21 protein-coding genes and 1 tRNA gene are annotated in these 22,662 nt (G+C 47.8%); 19 read left to right on the top strand and 3 right to left on the bottom strand.

Features of this window, described 5'->3' with window-relative positions:
• Positions 1-79: 79 nt before the first annotated feature.
• The 6 genes from clpP to GEV47_RS12565 all read left to right on the top strand — a co-directional run bounded on the left by clpP (position 80) and on the right by GEV47_RS12565 (position 7,899).
• Positions 80-706 (top strand): ATP-dependent Clp endopeptidase proteolytic subunit ClpP, encoded by a 627-nt coding sequence (gene clpP / locus GEV47_RS12590; protein WP_153235126.1) that lies wholly within the window; start codon positions 80-82, stop codon positions 704-706.
• 340 nt (positions 707-1,046) lie between these two features.
• Positions 1,047-2,318 carry an ATP-dependent Clp protease ATP-binding subunit ClpX gene (gene clpX, locus GEV47_RS12585; protein ID WP_153235125.1) on the top strand — a complete coding sequence of 424 codons (1,272 nt, stop codon included), beginning with the start codon at positions 1,047-1,049 and terminating at the stop codon, positions 2,316-2,318.
• Positions 2,319-2,679: 361 nt separating this feature from the next.
• Positions 2,680-5,091, top strand: coding sequence for an endopeptidase La (gene lon / locus GEV47_RS12580; RefSeq protein ID WP_153235124.1), 2,412 nt, complete (start codon positions 2,680-2,682; stop codon positions 5,089-5,091).
• Positions 5,092-5,371: 280 nt separating this feature from the next.
• Positions 5,372-5,644, top strand: coding sequence for an HU family DNA-binding protein (locus GEV47_RS12575; protein ID WP_153235123.1), 273 nt, complete (start codon positions 5,372-5,374; stop codon positions 5,642-5,644).
• A gap of 164 nt (positions 5,645-5,808) precedes the next feature.
• Positions 5,809-5,885, top strand: a tRNA-Asp gene (locus GEV47_RS12570).
• 73 nt (positions 5,886-5,958) lie between these two features.
• Positions 5,959-7,899 (top strand): SurA N-terminal domain-containing protein, encoded by a 1,941-nt coding sequence (locus tag GEV47_RS12565; protein ID WP_153235122.1) that lies wholly within the window; start codon positions 5,959-5,961, stop codon positions 7,897-7,899.
• A gap of 340 nt (positions 7,900-8,239) precedes the next feature.
• On the opposite strand, the gene GEV47_RS12560 is transcribed toward GEV47_RS12565, so the two are convergent.
• Entirely contained in the window at positions 8,240-8,941 is a 702-nt protein-coding gene (locus GEV47_RS12560; RefSeq protein WP_228124695.1) for an arylesterase, read from the bottom strand.
• Between GEV47_RS12560 and GEV47_RS12555 the strand changes: the two genes are divergently transcribed.
• The 3 genes from GEV47_RS12555 to GEV47_RS12545 are packed head-to-tail and all read left to right on the top strand — an operon-like array spanning position 8,940 to position 11,006.
• Positions 8,940-9,713 (top strand): ABC transporter ATP-binding protein, encoded by a 774-nt coding sequence (locus GEV47_RS12555; RefSeq protein ID WP_153235121.1) that lies wholly within the window; start codon positions 8,940-8,942, stop codon positions 9,711-9,713. The genes GEV47_RS12560 and GEV47_RS12555 overlap by 2 nt on opposite strands.
• A gap of 19 nt (positions 9,714-9,732) precedes the next feature.
• Positions 9,733-10,068: a hypothetical protein gene (locus tag GEV47_RS12550; RefSeq protein ID WP_153235120.1), complete on the top strand. Its 336-nt coding sequence runs from the start codon at positions 9,733-9,735 to the stop codon at positions 10,066-10,068.
• 23 nt (positions 10,069-10,091) lie between these two features.
• A complete protein-coding gene (locus GEV47_RS12545; RefSeq protein WP_153235119.1) occupies positions 10,092-11,006 on the top strand; it encodes a LysR family transcriptional regulator in 915 nt (304 codons plus the stop codon).
• Here the strand turns inward: GEV47_RS12545 and GEV47_RS12540 are convergent.
• Complete coding sequence (locus tag GEV47_RS12540) at positions 11,003-11,440, bottom strand: thioredoxin family protein (RefSeq protein WP_153235118.1); 438 nt, start codon at positions 11,438-11,440, stop codon at positions 11,003-11,005. The two genes, GEV47_RS12545 and GEV47_RS12540, sit on opposite strands and share 4 nt — an antisense overlap.
• 92 nt (positions 11,441-11,532) lie before the next feature.
• On the opposite strand from GEV47_RS12540, the gene tsaB reads away from it, so the two are divergent.
• The 4 genes from tsaB to GEV47_RS12520 are packed head-to-tail and all read left to right on the top strand — an operon-like array spanning position 11,533 to position 14,786.
• A complete protein-coding gene (tsaB, locus tag GEV47_RS12535; RefSeq protein ID WP_153235117.1) occupies positions 11,533-12,282 on the top strand; it encodes a tRNA (adenosine(37)-N6)-threonylcarbamoyltransferase complex dimerization subunit type 1 TsaB in 750 nt (249 codons plus the stop codon).
• The gene (gene rimI, locus GEV47_RS12530; RefSeq protein ID WP_228124694.1) at positions 12,279-12,782 is read left to right on the top strand and encodes a ribosomal protein S18-alanine N-acetyltransferase; all 504 of its coding nucleotides are present in this window, start codon (positions 12,279-12,281) and stop codon (positions 12,780-12,782) included. Before tsaB ends, rimI begins: the two co-directional genes overlap by 4 nt.
• Positions 12,779-13,726: a uracil-DNA glycosylase gene (locus tag GEV47_RS12525; protein WP_153235116.1), complete on the top strand. Its 948-nt coding sequence runs from the start codon at positions 12,779-12,781 to the stop codon at positions 13,724-13,726. Before rimI ends, GEV47_RS12525 begins: the two co-directional genes overlap by 4 nt.
• Before the next feature lie 25 nt (positions 13,727-13,751).
• Positions 13,752-14,786 (top strand): DUF1853 family protein, encoded by a 1,035-nt coding sequence (locus GEV47_RS12520; protein ID WP_322741636.1) that lies wholly within the window; start codon positions 13,752-13,754, stop codon positions 14,784-14,786.
• 37 nt (positions 14,787-14,823) lie between these two features.
• Here GEV47_RS12520 and lplT read toward each other — a convergent pair whose 3' ends face one another.
• Positions 14,824-16,086 (bottom strand): lysophospholipid transporter LplT, encoded by a 1,263-nt coding sequence (lplT, locus tag GEV47_RS12515; protein ID WP_153235114.1) that lies wholly within the window; start codon positions 16,084-16,086, stop codon positions 14,824-14,826.
• A gap of 447 nt (positions 16,087-16,533) precedes the next feature.
• On the opposite strand from lplT, the gene alr reads away from it, so the two are divergent.
• From alr to GEV47_RS12485, 6 genes are all read left to right on the top strand, one after another.
• Entirely contained in the window at positions 16,534-17,637 is a 1,104-nt protein-coding gene (gene alr, locus GEV47_RS12510) for an alanine racemase (protein WP_153235113.1), read from the top strand.
• A 224-nt stretch (positions 17,638-17,861) separates the two neighbouring features.
• Positions 17,862-19,241, top strand: a complete 1,380-nt coding sequence (gene radA / locus GEV47_RS12505) for a DNA repair protein RadA (RefSeq protein ID WP_153235112.1) — start codon at positions 17,862-17,864, stop codon at positions 19,239-19,241.
• 68 nt (positions 19,242-19,309) lie between these two features.
• On the top strand, positions 19,310-20,416 hold the full coding sequence (locus GEV47_RS12500) for an S-(hydroxymethyl)glutathione dehydrogenase/class III alcohol dehydrogenase (RefSeq protein ID WP_153235111.1): 1,107 nt from the start codon (positions 19,310-19,312) through the stop codon (positions 20,414-20,416).
• Positions 20,417-20,818: 402 nt separating this feature from the next.
• Positions 20,819-21,682 (top strand): S-formylglutathione hydrolase, encoded by an 864-nt coding sequence (gene fghA / locus GEV47_RS12495; RefSeq protein ID WP_153235110.1) that lies wholly within the window; start codon positions 20,819-20,821, stop codon positions 21,680-21,682.
• Between the two features lie 24 nt (positions 21,683-21,706).
• Positions 21,707-22,234 (top strand): cysteine hydrolase family protein, encoded by a 528-nt coding sequence (locus tag GEV47_RS12490; protein WP_153235109.1) that lies wholly within the window; start codon positions 21,707-21,709, stop codon positions 22,232-22,234.
• Positions 22,234-22,653: a hypothetical protein gene (locus GEV47_RS12485; RefSeq protein WP_153235108.1), complete on the top strand. Its 420-nt coding sequence runs from the start codon at positions 22,234-22,236 to the stop codon at positions 22,651-22,653. Before GEV47_RS12490 ends, GEV47_RS12485 begins: the two co-directional genes overlap by 1 nt.
• Positions 22,654-22,662 lie beyond the last annotated feature (9 nt).

Below are 22,662 nucleotides of genomic sequence, written 5' to 3'. Positions count from 1 at the left end.
CCTGGTGAATCTGCCCGAAATGTAGTTTTGGGCAGACTCAAAGAGGGTTCCAACAAGGATCGCTTCAACAAGGAATAATATGACAAGTTTTCATCGTAACTCAGCACTAGATACTGACATGCTCGGTATGGTGCCTATCGTAGTTGAGCAAAGTGGTCGCGGCGAACGTTCATATGATATTTACTCGCGTTTATTACGCGAGCGTGTAATTTTTTTGGTTGGACCGGTCAATGATCAGACTGCCAATTTGATCGTAGCGCAGTTGTTGTTTTTGGAAAGCGAAAATCCGGAAAAGGACATTTCCCTTTACATTAACTCTCCAGGCGGTTCCGTGTCAGCTGGTATGGCGATTTACGATACCATGCAATTCATCAAGCCTGATGTCTCCACTTTATGTACAGGAATGGCCGCATCGATGGGCGCATTTTTGTTAGCTGCCGGTGCGAAAGGTAAGCGCTTTTCCTTGCCAAATTCACGCATTATGATTCACCAACCATTGGGCGGTGCGCAAGGGCAAGCTTCTGATATCGAAATTCAAGCCCGCGAAATTCTGTATTTGCGCGAGCGTTTGAACGGTATTTTGGCTGAAAAAACTGGTCGTACCGTTGACCAAATTGGCAAAGATACAGATCGGGATAACTTTATGTCTGCTGACGCTGCGGTTGAATATGGTTTGATTGATAAGGTACTGGCAACACGCGCTTAATGATGTAAGTGTGGCCAGACAACTGTTTATACGTTGTTACACCTGCTGTACTGTCGTCGGTCGGTGAGCCTAGTCTAAAAATTGTTTGGGCACACTTATTTAAGGAATGTGTATTTACGAACATAAGTGCAAAATAAATACCCGTACCTTGTAAAAGTCACATAAAGCGCCTGCACCCACACGGGGCGGGCGCTTTTTCTTGTCTGCAATATTGCTATATACCGTAGCGAATTTGTCGAATTGGTTTTTAGCAGGTAATATAAGTCTGCATCGAGAGTGTTGTTCGCTTCCCTTTGTTTTGATTTCCCAAGTTTATTGCCACTCACTTAAACATAGTCTTATGTCAGATAAAAAAATTTCCAGCGGTGAAAAATTGCTTTACTGCTCCTTCTGCGGGAAAAGCCAGCATGAAGTGAAAAAACTCATCGCCGGGCCGTCAGTCTTTGTGTGTGACGAGTGTATTGATCTTTGTAACGATATTATTCGCGACGAAGCTTCAAACGTAGAAACTTTGGACGGTCAGAAATCAGAGTTGCCAATTCCTCAGGAAATTTGTGATCTGCTGGATCAATATGTGATCGGCCAGGAAACTGCAAAACGAATTCTGTCTGTCGCGGTGTACAACCATTACAAGCGTCTGAAGCATCTCGGCAAGAAAGATGATATCGAACTGGCCAAGAGTAACATTCTGCTGATTGGACCGACTGGCTCTGGTAAAACACTGCTGGCGCAAACATTGGCACGCATGTTGAATGTTCCGTTTGTTATTGCTGATGCGACTACCTTGACTGAAGCCGGCTACGTCGGCGAAGACGTTGAAAACATCATTCAAAAATTACTGCAAAACTGTAATTACGAAGTTGAAAAAGCGCAAAAGGGTATCGTTTATATCGACGAAATCGACAAAATTACGCGTAAATCAGATAACCCGTCGATTACTCGCGATGTTTCTGGTGAAGGTGTGCAGCAAGCCTTGCTGAAATTGGTCGAGGGAACGATGGCATCGGTGCCGCCTCAAGGTGGCCGCAAACATCCGAATCAGGATTTTGTACAAGTCGACACCACCAATATCTTGTTCATTTGTGGTGGCGCATTTGATGGTTTGACGAAGATTATTTCTGAGCGCTCAGAGAAAAGTGGGATCGGTTTTTCAGCCAATGTGAAGAGCCAAAGCCAACGCACTTCCAGTGAAGTTTTATTGGATGCTGAGCCGGAAGACTTGACGCGTTTTGGTTTGATTCCAGAATTAGTGGGTCGTTTGCCGGTGATTGCGACTTTGACCGAATTGAATGAGGCTGCTCTGATTCAAATTCTGGTCGAACCGAAAAATGCTCTGATCAAACAGTATGCGAAGCTTCTGCAAATGGAAGGTGCGGAGTTGGATATTCGCCCAGCAGCGCTGCAAGCCATTGCTAAAAAGGCGTTAAAGCGTAAAACCGGTGCACGTGGTTTGCGTTCTATCCTGGAGCATGCTTTGCTGGACGTGATGTATGATTTACCGAGCCAGAAGAACGTGTCAAAAGTGGTGATTGATGAAAATACGATCATGCATGGCGCTAAACCATTGATGATTTATCATGATCAACCCAAAGTTTCGGGCACAAAAGCCTGATTCTGCCTGATTTGACCTTCAATTGTAAAAGTAAGTAAAAATTAGCTAAATAAATAGGTCGTAAGACCCGAATGGGGAACAAAAGCAGTAGAATTTCCCCATACTATAAAAAAATCGGCTTCAATCGTAAAGCCACTCGAAGACAGCTTCGTGTGGCTTTTTTATTGCCTATCGAAACTGTTTCAAAATTGTTTTGAAATTGTTTGTCTTGTATTTTTTGTTAAATTGCATTTTCGGTAATTTTTACTGATATTGCACAGATTTTTTAGGCTTTTATCGTTTTTGTTGTTACTAAGGGCTTGTGTTTGAGCCACTAGCGCCAACATCATTAATACGTTTTTTTGATAGGGCCAAATTCATCATGACAACTCCACTATTTACTGAGCAAACTCAGTTACCACTGTTACCGTTACGGGATGTGGTGGTATTTCCCCATATGGTGATCCCGCTATTCGTCGGTCGACCAAAGTCGATCAAAGCGCTTGAAGCGGCAATGGAGCAAGGCAAAAGCATCATGCTTGCTGCACAAAAAGCGGCTGCTAAGGATGAGCCATCTGCTGATGATATTTATGAAATTGGCTGTGTTGCCAACATCTTGCAAATGTTGAAATTGCCTGACGGCACAGTTAAAGTATTAGTTGAAGGCGCGCAACGCGCCCGCATTCATCAAATCATTGATTTTGATACGCATTACTCCGCTGATTTGACTCCGGTTGAATCGGAGATCGGCGATGAAGCTGAAGTAGAGGCAATGCGTCGCGCTATTGTTCAGCAGTTCGATCAATACGTAAAATTAAACAAAAAAATCCCACCAGAAATTTTAACGTCACTGGCTGGTATCGATGACGCCGGACGTCTGGCCGATACCATTGCTGCACATTTGCCTTTGAAATTAGAGCAAAAACAGGTAATTCTGGAAATTTTCAATGTTGCCAAGCGCTATGAGCATCTGCTGGGTGAGTTGGAAGGCGAACTTGATATTCTGCAAGTTGAGAAGCGCATCCGTGGCCGTGTCAAACGCCAAATGGAAAAATCACAGCGTGAGTATTACCTCAACGAGCAAGTTAAAGCGATTCAAAAAGAGTTGGGCGAAGGCGAAGAAGGCGCTGATTTAGAAGAGCTAGAGAAGAAAATCTTAGCCGCTAAAATGCCTAAAGAAGCGCTCGAGAAAGCGCAAAGCGAACTGAAAAAATTAAAATTGATGTCGCCGATGTCTGCGGAAGCGACTGTGGTGCGCAATTATATTGATACGCTGATTGGCTTGCCTTGGAAGAAAAAATCCAAAGTAAACAACGAACTAAGCAATGCAGAAAAAGTGCTGGAAGGCGATCACTATGGCTTGGATAAGGTCAAAGAGCGCATCCTGGAATATCTCGCAGTGCAACAACGCGTTGATAAACTGAAAGCACCTATTTTGTGCTTCGTTGGCCCTCCAGGTGTCGGTAAAACTTCACTGGGGCAATCAATTGCACGTGCGACCAACCGTAAGTTTGTGCGGATGGCGTTGGGTGGTGTGCGCGATGAAGCTGAAATTCGTGGGCATCGTCGTACCTATATCGGCTCTATGCCCGGCAAAATTTTGCAAAGCTTAACCAAAGTTGGTGTGCGCAATCCATTGTTCTTGCTGGACGAGATTGATAAATTGGGCATGGATTTCCGCGGTGATCCATCGTCAGCATTACTGGAAGTGCTCGATCCTGAGCAGAACCACACGTTCTCTGATCATTACATTGAAGTCGATTTTGATCTGTCGGATGTGATGTTCGTTGCGACGTCAAATTCGTTTAATATTCCGCCGGCTTTGCTGGATCGGATGGAGGTCATTCGTCTATCGGGTTATACCGAAGATGAAAAGACACATATTGCATTACGTTACTTGCTCCCTAAACAAATCAAAAACAATGGTTTGAAGGTAGAAGAAATCAGCGTTGCTGAAGGTGCGATTCGCGACATTATTCGTTATTACACACGTGAAGCCGGGGTGCGTTCTTTGGAGCGTGAAATCTCCAAGATTTGCCGCAAAGTGGTGAAATTACTGCTGCTGAAAAAGCAGGAGAAAAAAGTCGCCATTACGTCCAAGAACATCGACAAGTTCCTGGGTGTGCGTCGCTTTGATTTTGGCGTCGCCGAAAAAGACAACCAGGTTGGCCAAGTGGTTGGTTTGGCGTGGACCGAAGTTGGCGGCGAATTGCTGACGATTGAAGCGGTTGCCATGCCAGGTAAGGGCGGCGTGATACGCACTGGTACGCTGGGCGATGTGATGAAAGAGTCGATTGAAGCTGCGCGTACGGTGATACGTAGCCGTGCCAAAGCACTAGGCATCAAAAACGAAGCTTTCGAGAAGACTGATGTTCACATTCACGTACCGGAAGGCGCTACACCAAAAGATGGACCTTCTGCCGGGATAGGCATGGCGACGGCATTGGTGTCTATCTTCACCGGCATTCCAGTGCGCGCCGATGTGGCAATGACTGGTGAGATTACTTTGCGCGGTGAGGTTCTGCCGATTGGCGGCTTGAAAGAAAAACTGCTGGCAGCACATCGCGGCGGTATCAAGACAGTGTTAATTCCGGAGCAGAACGTCAAGGATCTTGCCGAGATTCCTGATAACGTCAAAAACAAGCTGGAGATTATCCCGGTGCGGTGGTTTGACAAAGTGCTGGAAGTTGCGCTGGAGCGGCAGCCTGTGGCTTTGCTTGATGAGGAAGTGGTAGTCGATACCGCTGTAGCGAGCAATGCAGAGAAGTCTGCGACGACGGTCGTGAAGCATTGATTGTCACGTGATTGAAAATTGTTTTAAATAAAAAACGCTCTTAGGAGCGTTTTTTTATGGGGAATTACTGAAGTAACCGAGCTTGCAGCGCTCTATTTGCAATTAAAAAGCATGAAATTCCAAAAACCAAGTGATACTGGCCAGCAAACCGCTTGACACAAGGCTTTGCGGCTTGTTTAATGATGCTTGCAGACATTTCTGCCTTCTCTGCGGTGGCCATTCATACAAAATGTGAATAAGAAAAGCCATCTCGAATTTCAATCTTTTTGAGGGGACTTAATTGAACAAAACCGAACTAGTTGAACACATTGCGATTAAAGCAGAAATTTCAAAAGCAGCAGCAGCACGCGCACTAGACGCAGTGATTGGTGCCGTTAAAACCACCTTGAAAAAGAATGGTTCAGTTACTCTGGTTGGCTTCGGTACTTTCTCTGTTGGCAAACGTGCTGCTCGTGTCGGCCGTAACCCACGTACCGGTGACGCAATCAAGATCAAAGCTGCTAAAGTGCCTAAATTTAAGCCTGGCAAAGGGCTGAAAGATGCGGTAAACTAACTCCTTTTGGCGTGTTGACAAACGCCGAGCATTTTGTCTGACTCTGCTCTGAATATGTGTTTCTACGTATCAAATAACGCTGTATCAAGTTATACGTTTTGCTTGATTAAGTAAGTGAGGATCGGTTAGTCAGGCAAAGTGTATACGTAAAATATACGTATTTAGGAGTGGTAGTTCAGCTGGTTAGAATACCGGCCTGTCACGCCGGGGGTCGCGGGTTCGAGTCCCGTCCACTCCGCCAGAATTGAAAAGGCGAACGAGAGTTCGCCTTTTTTTATATGTGCTTTTGATTTTATCGAACGGTTACTAATACCATGTTTGAATTTATTCGCTCTCATCAACGTTTAATGCAGTTTTTGCTGCTGTTGTTGATCATTCCTTCCTTTGCTCTCGTCGGCTTACAAAGCTATAGCAGTTTTGGTGACAGTGCCAATACCGTGGCTAAAGTCGCCGGACAGCCTATTACCCAGCAAGAATGGGATGCTGCACAGCGCCAGCAAATGGAGCGTGCCCGCCAGGCCTACGGTGCTCAGTTTGATGCCAAGATGTTTGATACGCCGGAAGTTAAGCAAAGTGTTTTGGACGGCATCATCGCACAACGAGCCCAGTTGGCAGCAGTGACGCGTGAGCACATGACAGTTTCTGACCAAACACTGCAGCAAACCTTGCTCGCAATTCCAGAGCTGCGTGGCGCTAATGGTCAATTTGATGATGCAAAATATCGGGAGTTGTTAGCAGCTCAGGGTACAACACCAAGACAATATGAAGCGGGTCTGCGTCAAGATCTTGCTTTGCAACAGCTGACTGGCGGCGTGCAGACTACTTCTTTTGCACCTAAGGCGGTGGTTGAGCGGATCTCAAATATCATTGATCAAGAACGTGATGTTCAAGAGTTATTGTTTAAAGACAGTGATTTTGCCGGTAAAGTAAATGTAACCGACGATATGCTAAAAGCGTATTACGATAAAAACGGTCAGCAATTTGAAATACCTGAAAATGTTAAAGCAGAGTATGTTGTTCTTGACGCTGCTGCGGTCGCTGCGCAAGTGACGGTGAACGATGCGGATGTCAAGTCGTATTACGATCAAAATATCAAACACTACACCACGCCAGAACAACGTCGTGCCAGCCATATTCTGATCACCGTCAATAAAGATGCTTCTGCCGCAGACAAAGCTGCTGCGAAAGCAAAAGCGGAAAGTCTGTTAGCAGAAGTGCGCAAGAATCCAGCTGATTTTGCCAAGATTGCGAAAGAAAATTCGCAAGATACGGCATCGGCCGAGCAAGGCGGGGATGTGGGTTACTTTGGTGACGGCATGATGGTTAAGCCATTTGCAGATGCTGCGGCCAAGCTCAAACAAGGTGAGATAAGTGATTTGGTCCAATCTGATTTCGGTTATCACATTATTGAATTGACTGGAATTAAGCCGGCGGAAGTTAAGCCGTTGGATCAGGTCAAAGATGAAATCGCAGCCGCAATTAAAACTCAGCTGGCATCGAAGAAATTTTCTGAGTTGGCCGAGATATTCAGTAATACCGTTTATGAGCAGGCCGATAGTTTGCAAGCGGTTGCAGACAAGCTCAAATTGCCGATTCAGACAGTGGCAGATCTTGGCCGTCATCCTAATCCGGCATTGGCGGCAACAGTTCCTCCGCCGCCTTACAATAATGAAAAATTCCTGACAGCGTTGTTCTCCAACGAGTCTGTGAAAAATAAACATAACACTGAAGCGATAGAGGTTGCGCCGAATACATTGATTGCCGGGCATGTAGTGGCCTATCAGCCAGTGACTAAGCGTGCTTTTGATGTGGTGAAAGATATCGTCCGTGCGAAAGTCATGCAAATTGAAGAAGCTAAACTGGCGCAAAAAGCTGGCGAAGAGAAATTGGCCGCATTAAAAGCAAAAGATGACGAAACTGGTTTTGCCGCAGCAGTTGTCGTTTCTCGCGCTAAAAGCCAAGGTATCGCACCTGCTGCATTTGATGCTGTGATGAAAGCCGACACGACGAAGTTGCCAGCCTATGTAGGCGTGACTTTACCTGGTCAAGGTTATGGCGTATATCGGATCGCTAAAGTCGAGCAACCGGCGACTATCGATCAGGCACGTCGTGATGGCGAGAAGCAGCAAGTCACATCGGCGTTGGCGCAACAAGATATGAGTGCTTATATCGCGACCTTGAAACAGAAAGCTAAAGTGAAGATATTGAAACCAGCGGTGGCAGCGCCTGCTGATGGTTCGACAGCTTCAAAATAAGCAAAGCGATTTAAATAAAAAAGCCACTTTAAGTGGCTTTTTTATTTGGCCGGTTGGAAAAGCTCGGGTCTTCTGATATTGCCGCGCCTATCCAGTTTACTGATAAGTACGGCACAAAAAACGATTTATATTTCAGATGTAAGCTCGGCAAGTAATACTGTCACCGTCGTCCTTGCTAGCCAGAGATCCATCTTGCGCTAATATGGATTCCCGCGTTCGCGGGAATGACGATGGTTTTCAAGTAGGTTGTTTGGACTTGCTTGCAGCTGAAATGCCAAATATCGGAAGGTGCTTAATTTTTCCGACCTGCATGATTGTTCGCTTTATTTTTCAGTATTCGCTATTTGGTTTTTACATTCAGTAAGGGCTTCAAATTACTCCACACATTGTTCAATATTATTGGGTGAGCCTGCGCGATGGGATGTATCCGGTCAGCTTGAAATAGCTGCGGCTGGTTGGCTACGCCATCTAATAGAAATGGCACCAATGCAGTTTTGTTTTGTTTGGACAGAGCCGCATAAAGACCAAAAAATTTCTCGGTATAGTCGCGCCCATAATTTGGTGGAATGCGCATGCCAACCAACAATACTTTCGCTTTGCTTTTTTGTGCAGCACTGATCATGTCTTGTAAATTGCTTTCAGTGGTTGTCAGTTGCAGGCCGCGCAAAGCATCGTTGGCGCCGAGTTCGATGATGACAATGTCGGGCTGATCTTTCAGCAAGGAGGGTAAGCGAGTTTTGCCGCCGCTGGTCGTTTCGCCGCTGATACTGGCATTGGTGATGGTGGCGTTGATTTTTTCTGCCTGCAGGCGTTGCTGCAACAAAGCGACCCAACCAGTGCCGCGGGGTAAGCCGTATTCTGCGGATAAACTATCGCCTAACACTAAAATGGTTTTTGATGCAGAATGAGCGCTGGTTGTCGCGCTGGCTATCATCACTAGGCTAGCTGCACCGATGAACAATATTATTCGCAGCTTATTAGCCAGGCCGTTAAAGAAGCCGCTAAGCATCTTTTTTTTCAATATCTTATTCAATCTCCGCATGCCGACATCCTCTTCTGTTGATATTTCTCATCCTGTGCATATACCTCATGCGCCAGTAACGCGCGCCGTTTGCGCCATTGAAACACAAAGTTTGAGCAAGCGGGTGCAAGACTCGAGTGGTGAGTTGGTCATTCTGAACGACATCAATTTTACAGTTCAAGCCGGAACGACGTTAGCTATTGTAGGAGCGTCAGGTTCTGGCAAGTCGACCTTGTTGGGATTGTTGGCCGGATTAGATACGCCGTCTAGTGGTACGGTCAAAATAGACGGTGTCGATATTTTTGCATTAGATGAAGATGGTCGTGCCGGAGTACGTAAAGAAAAGCTCGGCTTTGTATTTCAATCATTTCAATTATTAAGTCATTTAACCGCGCTTGAAAATGTCATGCTGCCGCTGGAACTACGCGGTGATGTCGATGCCAAAGAAAAGGCCCAAATAATGTTAGGACGCGTAGGTTTGGCCAGTCGCGTGCGACACTATCCAAAATTCATGTCTGGAGGCGAGCAGCAAAGGGTCGCATTGGCACGTGCTTTTGTGACCGAACCGCCTTTGCTATTCGCCGATGAGCCTACTGGGAGTTTAGATGCCGCAACCGGCGATGCAGTGATTCAATTGATGTTCGATTTGAATCAAGAACGCGGTTCGACTTTGGTACTGGTAACGCATGACAGTTCCATCGCGATGCAATGTCGGCAGACAATTACGATTGCTGCCGGGCGGTTATTGCGTCCGGGGGATACGATGCCGCCGAGTGAAGCGCAGATTTTTTGATGAGTAATGGGGATAACACATGTCAAGCTGGCTGCCGGTAGCAAAAGCGATTCTGCCTTACGTGAGCGACATTATCTCGGTTGCCAAGCCAGTGTTTACGCATCGCAAAGGCAATAACCCCGCGAATCAAATCGAGATTTTGCAAGAACAGGTGGAGCAATTGCAAACCGCTACATTGCAAAATACACATGATATTAAGGCGCTGGCGGAACAATTTAAAACGGCGTTACCAGCGTTAGAGAAGGAAATCTGGGACGCGCATACAAAAGCGGGGCGCGCGCAGCTTATTTCTGTAGTCGCTTTGATCGTGGCGTTACTGGCATCTGTCATCGCCGTCATTGCTTTAGTACGTTGATGTTGAATAAGTAAAGGGCAAAAATGGATAGGCTACAGTCAATGCGGGTTTTTGCCAAAGTGGTGGAGCAGGGGAGTTTCGTCGCTGCTGCGAATGCATTGGAGCTATCTAACGCTGTGGTCACGCGCCATGTTGCAGATCTGGAAAATTATCTTGCTACGCGTTTGCTTAATCGGTCTACCCGGAAAATGTCCCTGACGGAAACGGGGCATGCCTACCTGGAACGTGTCCGCCATATTTTGACCGCGATTGATGAGGCTGACGCGATTGCTTCAGAGCTCTCCAAAAAGCCCGCCGGCATTTTGAATATTTATTCGCAAATTGGCTTTGGCCAGATGCAACTGGCACGATTATTACCTGCCTATTCTTTGCAATATCCAGATGTGATGTTGAATGTCACGATGTCGGACCGTACGGTTGATTTAGTTGAAGATGGTTTTGATGTGGGGATCTTTACTGTGCATCAGAAATTCGATGTCAGCATGGTGGCACGTCAGTTGGGAATTGCTGAGGTATTGCTATGCGCATCTCCAGGGTATATCGAAAAGCATGGTACGCCAGCGGTACCGGATGAGTTGCTGCAACACGCCTGCCTGAATTTTTCCTTGGAGCATTTACGTCATCACTGGACTTTCCAGTCGCCTGATGGCATCACGACCGTGCCAATCAACGGTAAGGTGGTATCGAATAACGCCGACTTACTGCGCCATTGCGCATTGGCCGGTATGGGCATCGTGATGCGCAGTTCGTATTCTTTAGGTGATGATTTGGTGACCGGAAAACTGGTGCGCATATTGCCAGAATATGCCCTTGGCAATGTTGCCGTGCAGCTGGTTTACCCAAGCCGGCGTTTGTTATCGGCCAAGGTGCGCAGTTTTGTTGAATTTATGATGATGCAGTATCCGCAGCCGGAATCCGACCCGTGGTTGGCTGTTTAACCGTTCTCATTGAGAGCTTGCTGCAATTTTGATAGTAAATTGCCATTGAATTGCCAGTCTTGACGCTCGGAGCTGCTATTCGCCTCAACGATCAATTCGTCAACATTTTTTTCTTGCTGCGCCATAAAAATCCGTTCCGCCTGCTTCAAGTCCATGTTAACTGGTGCCAGATAAGTAACAATATCACCACGTTGTATTAACAGCGTAGGGAAGTTCTCGACATCGAGATCGCCCATCAAATCGGCTTGATCTTCTATGTCTATCCACGCAAACTGCGTTTTTGGGTGGCGTTTGGCAAGTTCGGCAAACGTCGATTTATATTCATCACAGCTGCGACACCAGGCAGCGCACAGGCAAGCAACTACCCAGCCGCCATCGGCCAGTATCCGGGCCAGATCGGGGCGGTTATCGTTATTCATCGTTAAAATAGACATAGCGCGTATTTTACCGTTTCTAATGAATTTGGTAGTGGAAAGAGACGTGGTCACTATCGCTATGCGTTGTTCCACGGGGTAAAATAGCGGTTATGCCGATAATTCTAGCCATTGAAACTTCTACCGAACTCGCCTCTGCTGCGCTGTTAATCGATAACGAACGCAGTAATCACAACAATGAGGTGAGCGGTGCGCTCGCTTATCGTGAATCTGAAGGTGTCCAGACCCATTCTCAAACCATCTTGCCTATGGTGCAGAGCTTGTTGAGCGAAGCGGGCATTACCTTGTCACAGTGTGATGCGATCGCTTTTGGGGTTGGTCCAGGATCGTTTACAGGTGTGCGTACAGCATGCGGTATCGTACAAGGATTGGCGTTTGGTGCGGAACTGCCCGTATTGCCTGTTAGTACGCTTGAGGCGATGGCGCAGGCCTGTCGTGATGTCAGCGGTGCGCCAAAGGCTGTTGATGTGCTGTGCGTGCTGGATGCGCGAATGGGTGAGGTGTATTGGGCACAGTATCGTTATGTGACCGGTGCGATTGGCGGTAATTGGCAAGCGATAGTTGAACCGACTTTATCAGCGCCATCGCAAGTCCAGCCAATAGGACAAGTGCAAGCCTGCGGTAACGGCTTGTCCGTTTGTGCCGAGCAATTCGCTGGTGCGCCGTTTGCAGCGAATGCAAACTTGGGTGCCATGCCACATGCACGCGACATTGCCGCGATAGGCACAATGATGTTTGCACAAGGATTAAGTTTGCCAGCAGTGGAAGCGCAACCGCTTTATTTGCGCAATAAAATCGCTTTGACTACGGCAGAACGGGCGTTGAAGGGAGTGATGAAATGAGCGCACATTGTCATACATCACTCGTCGAGCCACAGAACAATACGTTGGCTTTACCACTGACTTTTTCCCCTATGCAACTCATTGATGTGGATCAAGTAGTTGCGATAGAAAATTGTATTTATTCTCACCCCTGGACGCACGGGAATTTTGTCGATTCAATCAATGTCGGATATGAATGCTGGATACTGCGCGACGCTACGCAGCGCATGGTCGGGTATTTTTTTCTGATGCCTGTAGTGGATGAAATGCATTTGCTGAACATTAGCGTGCATGAGCAGCTTCATGGGCTCGGCATTGGCAAAACTATGCTCGATAAAGTCGTTGAGATCACGCGAGATAACGGCATGAGCTCTTTGTTGCTGGAAGTACGTCCTTCGAACACGCGTGCGGTGACAATTTACCAGCGTTATGGCTTTGTCGAAATCGGCTTGCGACGAGGATATTATCCTGCTGTTGGCGATGGCAGAGAAGATGCCATTGTGATGAGGTTGGCGATATGAATGCAAACCGACGCGCTGCAATACTGGAAGAGTGTGGAGTCGGTCCCGTATGGCTGTTACGTGGTGCGGGCAGCGAAGAGCTACAGACTACGTCGGTAGAAATTATCTCGAACGCACCGTTGGATTTGATCGCGACAACTAGTGCGATCACTCCTGAAAAGACCGCTCCTGAAAAGATCGCTCCTGCAAAAATTGTTCCTGAGCAGATTATTCCTGAGGCGGTGAGTGAATTTGCGGGTGGATTAGTCGCTGAGGGAAAACCTAGAATCGTACATGCTCCAGCCGCCTCCGCATGGGATGTTACGCCGCTATCATCTTCTCCCGACTCTACGCAGATTGCCAAAATGGATAGCGCGCAATTGCAAATGTCTGTTGCCGCTTGCAAAAATTGTGGCTTATGTCATGGCCGTCGCCACACCGTGTTTGGTGTTGGCGATCAAAAGGCGCGTTGGTTATTTATAGGTGAAGGCCCAGGACGTAATGAGGATCAACAAGGCGAGCCATTCGTCGGTCCAGCTGGAAAATTGCTGGACAATATGCTGGCTGCAATGGGTGTCGGGCGTGGCAAGGGCGGTAGTATTGGCGACGCCTACATCGCCAACATTGTCAAATGTCGGCCTACCGATGAGAGTGGTCGTGATCGCCCGCCATCAGCGGAAGAAGTGGCAGCTTGCTTGCCATATTTGCAGCGACAAATTGCGTTGATTCAGCCGACCGTTTTGGTTGCATTAGGTAAAACAGCAGCATTATCACTATTAGGATTTGAGCCCACTACGGCCGTTGCTGCGTTGCGAGGTAAGGTGCATCGTTATGCAGAATTACCACTGATCGTGACTTATCACCCCGCGTATTTATTGCGACAACCTGCCGACAAAGCTAAAGTCTGGGACGATTTGTGTCTGGCCATGCGCACTATGCAAACTAACACTCGTGATGCCGCCTAATTCTGCATCTTCCGCGACGAATTCCGTGTTCGCGTTCTCCGCTGAAACATTGGATGTCATCAGCGCATATCAGGCACAGTTTCATCAACGCTGGAATCATTTGAGCGATCCGCACGTGCGGGCGTTAGCCTGGTTACTGGACGCACCCGACTTGCTGGATGGACAAGCGCCGCAGTGGCAAGGGAAAATTGCGCATCTCCTTGATCAGAATGAGCGCGATCAGATTGCTATTTGGCTGCATGCGCTCGATAGTGAGCCAGTAAAATTAGAAGAACTTCATTTTTACATCGGTAGCTTGCCATCGACCCGCCTCGGCCTGTATGCAGAAAAGCTGATGGCGTTCTACTTTCACAAGCAACAGATGCTAGTGGCGCATAGCTTGCAGGTAAGAGCGGCAAAAAATGATACTGTCGGCGAATTTGATTTCCTATTGCGACGTAACGATGCATTAGTGCATTGGGAGTTCGCGACTAAGTTTTATTTGCTGGAAACCAGTCAAGCCGGGTTTCTGGCGGACGATTTTGTGGGACCAAATTTAGCGGATTCGCTAGGCGCAAAGGTCAATAAAATTCTTGATCGCCAACTAACTTTGTCATCACACCCGGCTGCACAAATACATTTAACTGAAACCGTCACGTCGGCTCAGGCATTGATAAAAGGTTGGCTGTTTTATCAGAATCCACTCTGCGAAGTTCCTGGAACTATGGGCATTGCCAAGACGCATTGTCGTGGTTATTGGCGTGGTTGCTCGGATGTCCTGGCATCCATTGATCATGTTAATTCTGTTGCCGATGAGAGCGAAAACAAGGTGTATGCGATCTTGCCGCGCTTACGCTGGCTGGCACCGGCAAAGATTAAGATGCGAGAAACGATGACTGCAGTACAAGTGCGAGAAGTGTTAGAGGATTATTTTTCGTCGCAACATTCGCCGTTGATATTGGCAACGTTGCGCCAACAAGGTGACCATGCTTTAGAGGTTTACCGTGGTTTTGTCGTGCCCGATGACTGGTCTAGCAAAGCAGCGGAGACACGTAAGTTGGCAGTACGGAAAATTCTGTAGGGGATACAGGGCACGGAATGTCGTGCCCTTGGTTTTGTTAATGCTTGGCTTCGCCAATCAAGGCTAGCGAATCATGCTCACGTTGATTTTCTGCGTGTTTTTTCATGATTAACAGCATCAGACCAGACACAAACAAGCCAAACAAAACAATCACGACATTGATATTCAAATCCATTTTCACCATGACGGCGTACAGAAGCAGCATGACTAATATGGATAGATTTTCATTGAAATTTTGTACCGCAATCGAATGACCCGCACTCATCAGCACATGCCCGCGATGCTGCAATAAAGCATTCATTGGGACCACAAAATAGCCTGCCAATGCGCCAATAATGATCAGCAACGGGTAGGCCAGCCATATCGAATGCACCACGGTCATGGTCGTGACGACCAGACCCATCAACACACCCATACGCATCACAGTGAGCGACTTTTTTAACGGAATGTAATGTGCCGCTGTCATCGCACCGCCAGCAACGCCAATGGCGACAATTCCTTGCAAAACCGCCGCTTTGTCGAGCGGCATATGCAGTGATTTTTCCGCCCATTTCAACACGATAAACTGTAACGTTGCGCCGACACCCCAAAACAAGGTTGTGACCGCAAGCGAGATTTGTCCCAGTTTATCTTTCCATAACGTGGCATTACAGTGGGCAAAATCGGCAATCAGTTTGATAGGATTGCGTTCCTGATGTGCGTATCGTGCGCCAGTATCGCGGATCTTTAAATTGAGGCCGGTGGCAATTAAATACAGTACACCAATAACCAATAGAGCGGCATGCGTCGGCGTGCTCGGGCTCCAGTTAACAACAGGAATATGCACATTAATTAATATTGCAGACACATGAGGATTCACTAGTGCACCACCCAACACCGCACCGAGGATAATCGAGGCCATCGTCAGGCCCTCAATCCAGCCATTTGCTGCCACCAGTTTTTCTGGAGGTAAAAGCTCAGTCAAAATGCCATATTTTGCGGGTGAGTAAGCTGCAGCGCCGAAGCCAACGATCGCATAAGCGAGTAAAGGATGGGTGCTGAAAAACATCATCGCGCAGCCCACGATTTTAATCATGTTAGTGATAAACATGACCTTGCCTTTTGGCAAGGCATCGGCAAAAGCGCCAACGAAAGGGGCCAGCAAGACGTAAGAGAGGATGAAAAATAATTTGAGTAGTGGCGTCATCCAGCTTGGTGACGCCATTTCAATCAATAATGCAATCGCCGCTATTAATAGGGCATTGTCGGCCAGCGAAGAAAAAAACTGCGCTGCCATGATGGTATAAAAACCGCGATTCATCCGCATCTTATGTGGGTACTCTTCAACGTGTAGGAATTAAACAAGCGTTTTAGCAATAGACTTCTTTCGGAACCTACTGCGCACTCCACTATTGCACCTGTGATGCTCACCATATCTGCGTACGGCTGCGCTTCTCTGCACAAACTTATATTCGGGCCAGCCTTAGCTGAGGCAACGGTTCATAAAGAAGTTTAATGCCAAATATTGCCGGCTAAACTGCTTAAGAATTGTTTAATTCTTACGTGTAACAAAATGTCTCTGGCCTGCTTTATACCATGAAAATGTCGCAATACGTGATTATGATAGGCACGTTTATAAAACGTTCATTAACTGATCATAAGAGATTGAAAATTGATTATGGAATTTGCATGTTCAAGGTAGGCTTGCATCCGGTAAAATACTTTTTTGCCGATTTGTTGTTCAATTCACTTTTGACTTATCGCTTCCATGCCAAGACCCATCATAGCCACAGTTTCTATTTCAGCTTTGCAACATAATTTACGTATTGCAAAATCCCGCGCGCAATCTACTGGTCGCGCTGCCAAAGTGTGGGCCGTTGTTAAGGCCAATGCGTATGGTCATGGTTTAGAGCGTGCGATTCGCGGTTTCGGAGAGGCAGAAGGTTTGGCGCTGATTGAGCCAGACTACGCATTGCGTTTGCGCGAGCTAGGTTGGAAAAAACCGATTTTGCTGCTAGAAGGTTTTTTTGATGCGGCTGATCTGGAACTGATCGTTACGGCGCAGTTGGAGTTTGCTGTCCATAGCCACACGCAGTTGGCGTTGCTGGAGCAAGTTTTGCCAACATTGGCTATCAAATCTCCATTGAATGTGCATTTGAAAATGAACAGCGGCATGAACCGCCTGGGTTTTACGCCAGCAGAATATCATCAGGCATACCAGCGCCTGCGCGCATTGCCAGCGGTGGGAAACATTGTCCTGATGACACATTTTGCCAATGCCGATGATCCACGCAATCCCGGTTTGCCTTTGACGCCGCAATATGCGTGTTTTGAAGCGGGCATCGCTGGTCTGACTGGCGAGCGCAGTATCGCTAATTCAGCGGCGGATTTAATGCATCCGGAACTGCATTCCGACTGGGTGCGACCCGGCATCATGCTGTACGGTGCGACTCCTGGCGGCGGTAGTGCAGCATCCTTCGGCTTGAGGCCGGCAATGACACTCTCCAGTGAAATCATTGGAATCCAGCATTTGTCAGCAGGGGACGCCGTCGGTTACGGTAGCCGTTTCATTGCGGAAAAAAGCATGACGATAGGTGTCGTCGCTTGCGGTTATGCCGATGGCTACCCGCGTCACGCGCCGACCGGTACGCCGGTGATGGTGAATGGTGTCAGAACTGGCACGATAGGGCGGGTGTCGATGGATATGCTCTCTGTCGATTTAACGGATGTACCGAATGCGAAGATTGGCAGCAAGGTGCAGTTGTGGGGCGATGATTTATCGGTTGATGAAGTGGCAGAGGCCGCAGGTACCATAGGATACGAATTGTTGTGCGCCGTAGCACCCCGTGTGCGGATGACTGAGAAAGAATAGTTGGGTTTATTTACACTCCGCCGGCATTCCCGCGAACGCGGGAATCCATGTTACCTAGTGCAACAAGCCTGCGGTTAGCTCTTCCCAATAACGTGCCTCGCGCATTATTCGATAGCTTGTAATCGTAACGTTGCCTTTCGTAAAATGGATTCCTGCGTTCGCGGGAATGACGGCGATTAGATCGCAACTCTGCGTACATCAGTAAATAAGAAAGAATACGCCACATGGCTAAAGCTAAAACCAATTTCACCTGTACCGAATGTGGTGGCATTACGAATAAATGGACGGGGAAATGTCCCAATTGCGGGCAATGGAATACGCTGGTGGAAACCACCGTTGAAACTGCCGGTGTCGGTAATCGTTTCTCCAATCAACATCAGGGTTTAGCTCAGGCTGCGCCCGTCATGAGTTTGACCGATATCGAAGCAATCGACGTGCCACGTTTTGGTACAGGGATTGAAGAGTTTGATCGGGTACTCGGCGGCGGCTTGGTGGCTGGCGGTGTCGTACTGATCGGCGGTGATCCGGGAATTGGTAAATCGACTTTACTCCTGCAAGCTCTGGCTAATTTGTCGCGTACCAAAAAGGTACTGTATGTCAGCGGCGAGGAGTCCGGCGCCCAAATCGCCATGCGCGCCAAACGTCTGGCGGTAGATGCCAAAGAATTAAAGCTGCAAGCTGAAATCCAACTCGAAAAAGTTTTGAATACTTTGGTGGATCTGAAGCCCGAAGTGGTGGTGATCGACTCGATACAAACCGTCTATTCCGACGCGCTGACGTCTGCTCCCGGCTCTGTCGCTCAGGTACGGGAATGTGCGGCCCAATTGACTCGGGTTGCCAAGCAATCGGGCATTACCATCATCATGGTCGGTCACGTCACCAAAGAGGGGGCATTGGCCGGGCCGCGGGTATTGGAACATATTGTCGACACGGTGCTGTACTTTGAAGGCGATACGCATTCTAGTTTCCGCTTGGTGCGTGCGGTTAAAAATCGTTTTGGCGCAGTCAATGAACTCGGTGTGTTTGCCATGACGGAAAAAGGATTGAAAGGCGTATCGAATCCTTCAGCGCTTTTTCTCTCTCAACATGATGTTGAAGTTCCTGGTTCTTGTGTGATGGTGACGCAAGAAGGCACGCGGCCTTTGCTGGTAGAAATTCAGGCGTTGGTCGACACTTCACATTTGCCCAATGCGCGCCGTTTAACCGTCGGTCTCGAACAAAATCGCCTGGCCATGCTGTTGGCTGTGCTGCATCGTCATGCAGGTATCGCTGCGTTTGATCAGGATGTCTTTATCAATGCAGTGGGCGGTGTCAAAATCACCGAGCCGGCGGCAGATCTGGCGGTGCTGCTCGCAATTAACTCATCAATGCGCAATAAACCTTTACCGCGTGGTTTGGTGGTGTTCGGTGAAGTGGGGTTGGCGGGAGAAATCCGCCCGGCACCGCGCGGTCAAGAACGCCTGCGGGAAGCAGCAAAACTGGGGTTTTCAATAGCCATAATTCCGAAATCGAATGAACCTAAACAGAAAATTGAAGGCTTGACGGTGATTGGCGTCGATCGCATTGATGATGCACTGAGCAAAATACGCGACGCTAGTCTATAGACGAGATTATTGGCGTGGGGGGAATAATCTCTTCGCGAAAAACAATACAAATCAAATAAAGGATCATCATGAAAACGAAAGCAGCCATTGCCTGGAAAGCCGGACAACCATTAACGATAGAAGAAGTCGAACTCGCAGGTCCGCGCGAAGGTGAAGTCTTAGTCGAAATCAAAGCCACCGGTATTTGCCATACCGATTACTACACCTTATCCGGTGCAGATCCAGAAGGCATCTTTCCATCCATTCTGGGACACGAAGGTGCGGGCGTGGTGGTGGATGTTGGTCCGGGTGTGAAAAGTATCAAAAAGGACGATCACGTCATCCCGCTGTACACACCAGAATGCCGTGAGTGCAAATTCTGTCTCTCGCAAAAAACCAATTTGTGCCAAGCGATACGCTCGACTCAAGGGCGTGGTTTGATGCCGGACGCAACCAGTCGCTTTTCAATCGATGGCAAGCCTATTTTCCATTACATGGGCACATCGACTTTTTCCAATTACATCGTTGTTCCGGAAATTGCATTGGCCAAAATTCGCAAAGACGCACCGTTCGATAAAGTTTGTTATATCGGTTGTGGTGTTACCACTGGTGTTGGTGCAGTGTTGTTTACAGCGAAAGTGGAAGCAGGCGCCAATGTTGTGGTGTTCGGTCTTGGCGGCATTGGCCTCAATGTGATTCAGGCTGCGCGCATGGTCGGCGCTGACAAAATTATCGGCGTCGATCTCAATCCCGCACGTGAAGCGATGGCGCGTAAATTCGGTATGACGCATTTCATTAATCCGAGCAAAGTTGAAAACGTGGTTGATGCGATTGTCGGCTTGACCGATGGCGGCGCGGATTACAGTTTTGAGTGCATCGGTAACGTCGATACCATGCGTCAGTCATTGGAGTGCTGCCATAAAGGTTGGGGACAGTCGATTATCATTGGCGTTGCTGCTGCCGGTCAGGAAATTAAAACCCGACCGTTCCAGTTGGTTACTGGCAGGGTCTGGAAAGGCTCTGCGTTTGGTGGAGCGCGGGGGCGTACTGATGTGCCTAAGATTGTTGATTGGTATATGGAGGGGAAACTTAATATTGATGATTTGATTACGCACAAGTTGTCGTTGGATCAGATTAATGTGGGGTTTGATTTGATGAAGAGTGGGGAGTCGATTCGGTCGGTGGTTGAGTTTTGATGGTGATCCTATGTTTGTTTTCAAGCGTGCTTGCTGATTAGATAGTCACTCTGTGGTGCCATGCCGGTGCTAGACCGGCGGCTACTCACTTTTCTTGCTTCGCCAAGAAAAGTAAGCAAAAGAAGGCGACGCAGAGCCGTTGCCCGCCGTTGGCGGGTTCCCAAAATTACGGGCAGCATTCGGGAGGAAAGACCAACTCGCCTTCGGCTCAAACATGTCTTCCCTCTTTTTCCGAATGCTGCCCGTAATTTTGGCAACGTCCAATGCGAGGTACTTCAAAAACAACTTCAACTTCAAAGGCAACTTCAACTTCAAAGGCAACTTCAACTTCAAAGGCAACTTCAATAGCCTTGGCGTTGCCGGGGTGTTTTGTATTAACTGGATACTAGGTGGTATATAAAAATGGACATCATCAGCAAGCACGTTTGTTTTGGCGGAACGCAGGGGTTTTATCGGCACGATTCAATTGAAATTGGCTTGCCTATGCGTTTCTCGGTGTATCAGCCGCCGCAAGCAAAGCAGGGCAGTGTGCCGGTTTTGTTCTTTTTGGCTGGGTTGACCTGTACCGAGGAAACTTTCATGATCAAAGCCGGTGCGCAGCGTTATGCTGCAGAGCACGGCATTATGTTGGTGACGCCTGATACTAGTCCGCGTAACACTGGCATTGTTGGGGCAACCGATGATTGGGATTTTGGTGAAGGTGCGGGGTTTTATGTGGATGCAACTCAAGCGCCCTGGTCTACGCATTTCCGCATGTACTCCTATATCGTTCATGAGTTACGAAAAACCATACTGGAAGCTTTTCCAGCTGATGCGAAAAGTGTCGGTATCTTTGGTCATTCCATGGGCGGTCATGGGGCGTTGATGCTTGCGTTGCGTAATCCTGACCTTTATCGCTCGGTGTCCGCATTTGCGCCGATAGTAGCGCCCAGCCATTGCCCTTGGGGGCAAAAAGCTTTCAGTCGTTATTTAGGCGAGGATCAACAAAGCTGGCAGCAATACGATGCCACGCTGTTGGTGGACAGTGTAAATGCTGTTGCGCCATTTCCTGATGGGATTTTGATAGATCAGGGTTTGAGTGACAAATTTCTAATGGAGCAGCTATTGCCAGAACGATTTGAAGCAGCTTGTTTGAAGGTGAAGCAGCCGCTGACTTTGCGCCGCCATGCCGGTTATGATCATGGATATTATTTTATTTCCACGATGATGGAAGAGCATATAAAATTCCATGGCCGGATTCTCAATAGCACCGTCAATCGCAGTTAAACCATTTACATTTCAGATGATTTTATGAAATCTGCCGTCCTTGTCGTCGATGTTCAAAAAGGTTGTTTTGATCCATCTCCACATCCGTATCAAGCCGATCTGGTAGTCGAACGTATCAATGAACTCACCGCAAAAGCAAGGCAATCGGGTGTTCCAGTGGTTTTCGTCCAGCATGAAGAAAGTGGACTTGAATTTAATTCTGACAATTGGAAGCTGGTGTCAGCATTAGATGTGGCTGAAAATGATGTGAGGTTGCGCAAGACAGCATCTGACTCTTTCCTTCGTACGAATCTTGATGCCTTACTCACTTCCTGGGGAATTGAACAAGTTATCGTTTGTGGTTACGCCACGGAGTTCTGCGTCGATTCGACCATCCGATGCGCTGCTGCAAATGGTTATGCCGTGGTTATCGTTTCCGATGCGCACACAACACACGACAAGCCTCATGCGTCGGCGCAGCAGATTCGTTTGCATCACAATGTCACCTTACCTTCCATTGACAGTTATGGCGTAAAGATTAAAGCGCTTGCTACATCAGAAATAAATTTCTGATGGAACTAGCCGCCCGCCACCTGATTTTCCATGCCGCCATTGTTCTATTGATTGGTTTGCTTTGCGGGATTCCCTACGCCAAAGCGATTAATCGTGATGCTCCAGAAAATGTGGTGAGATCGTGGAGAGTCGCGCATTTAGCACTGCCATTGGGTGCAACGCTGATGCTGGCGATCGCCGCAGTGCTGACACATTTTATGGTGAGTGTGAATGTGAAATGGGGCATCACAGCCAGCTTTGTTATTTCTGGTTATGGCTTTTGTTTTGCTTTATTGCTGGCTCCGATAGTCGGGCATCGTGGCATATCTTCAAAAGGTCCTCTCGCGGCCAAGTTGGTTTATATCGGAAATAGTATTGGTGCGTGGTTCTCGTTAGCCGGCACTGTTTTTCTGATATATGCGGCGTATATGTCGTTGTAATTGCGCATG

This window comes from Glaciimonas soli, from assembly GCF_009497155.1.
Lineage (GTDB): Bacteria > Pseudomonadota > Gammaproteobacteria > Burkholderiales > Burkholderiaceae_D > Glaciimonas > Glaciimonas soli.
This window is presented reverse-complemented; position numbering and strand designations above follow the sequence as displayed.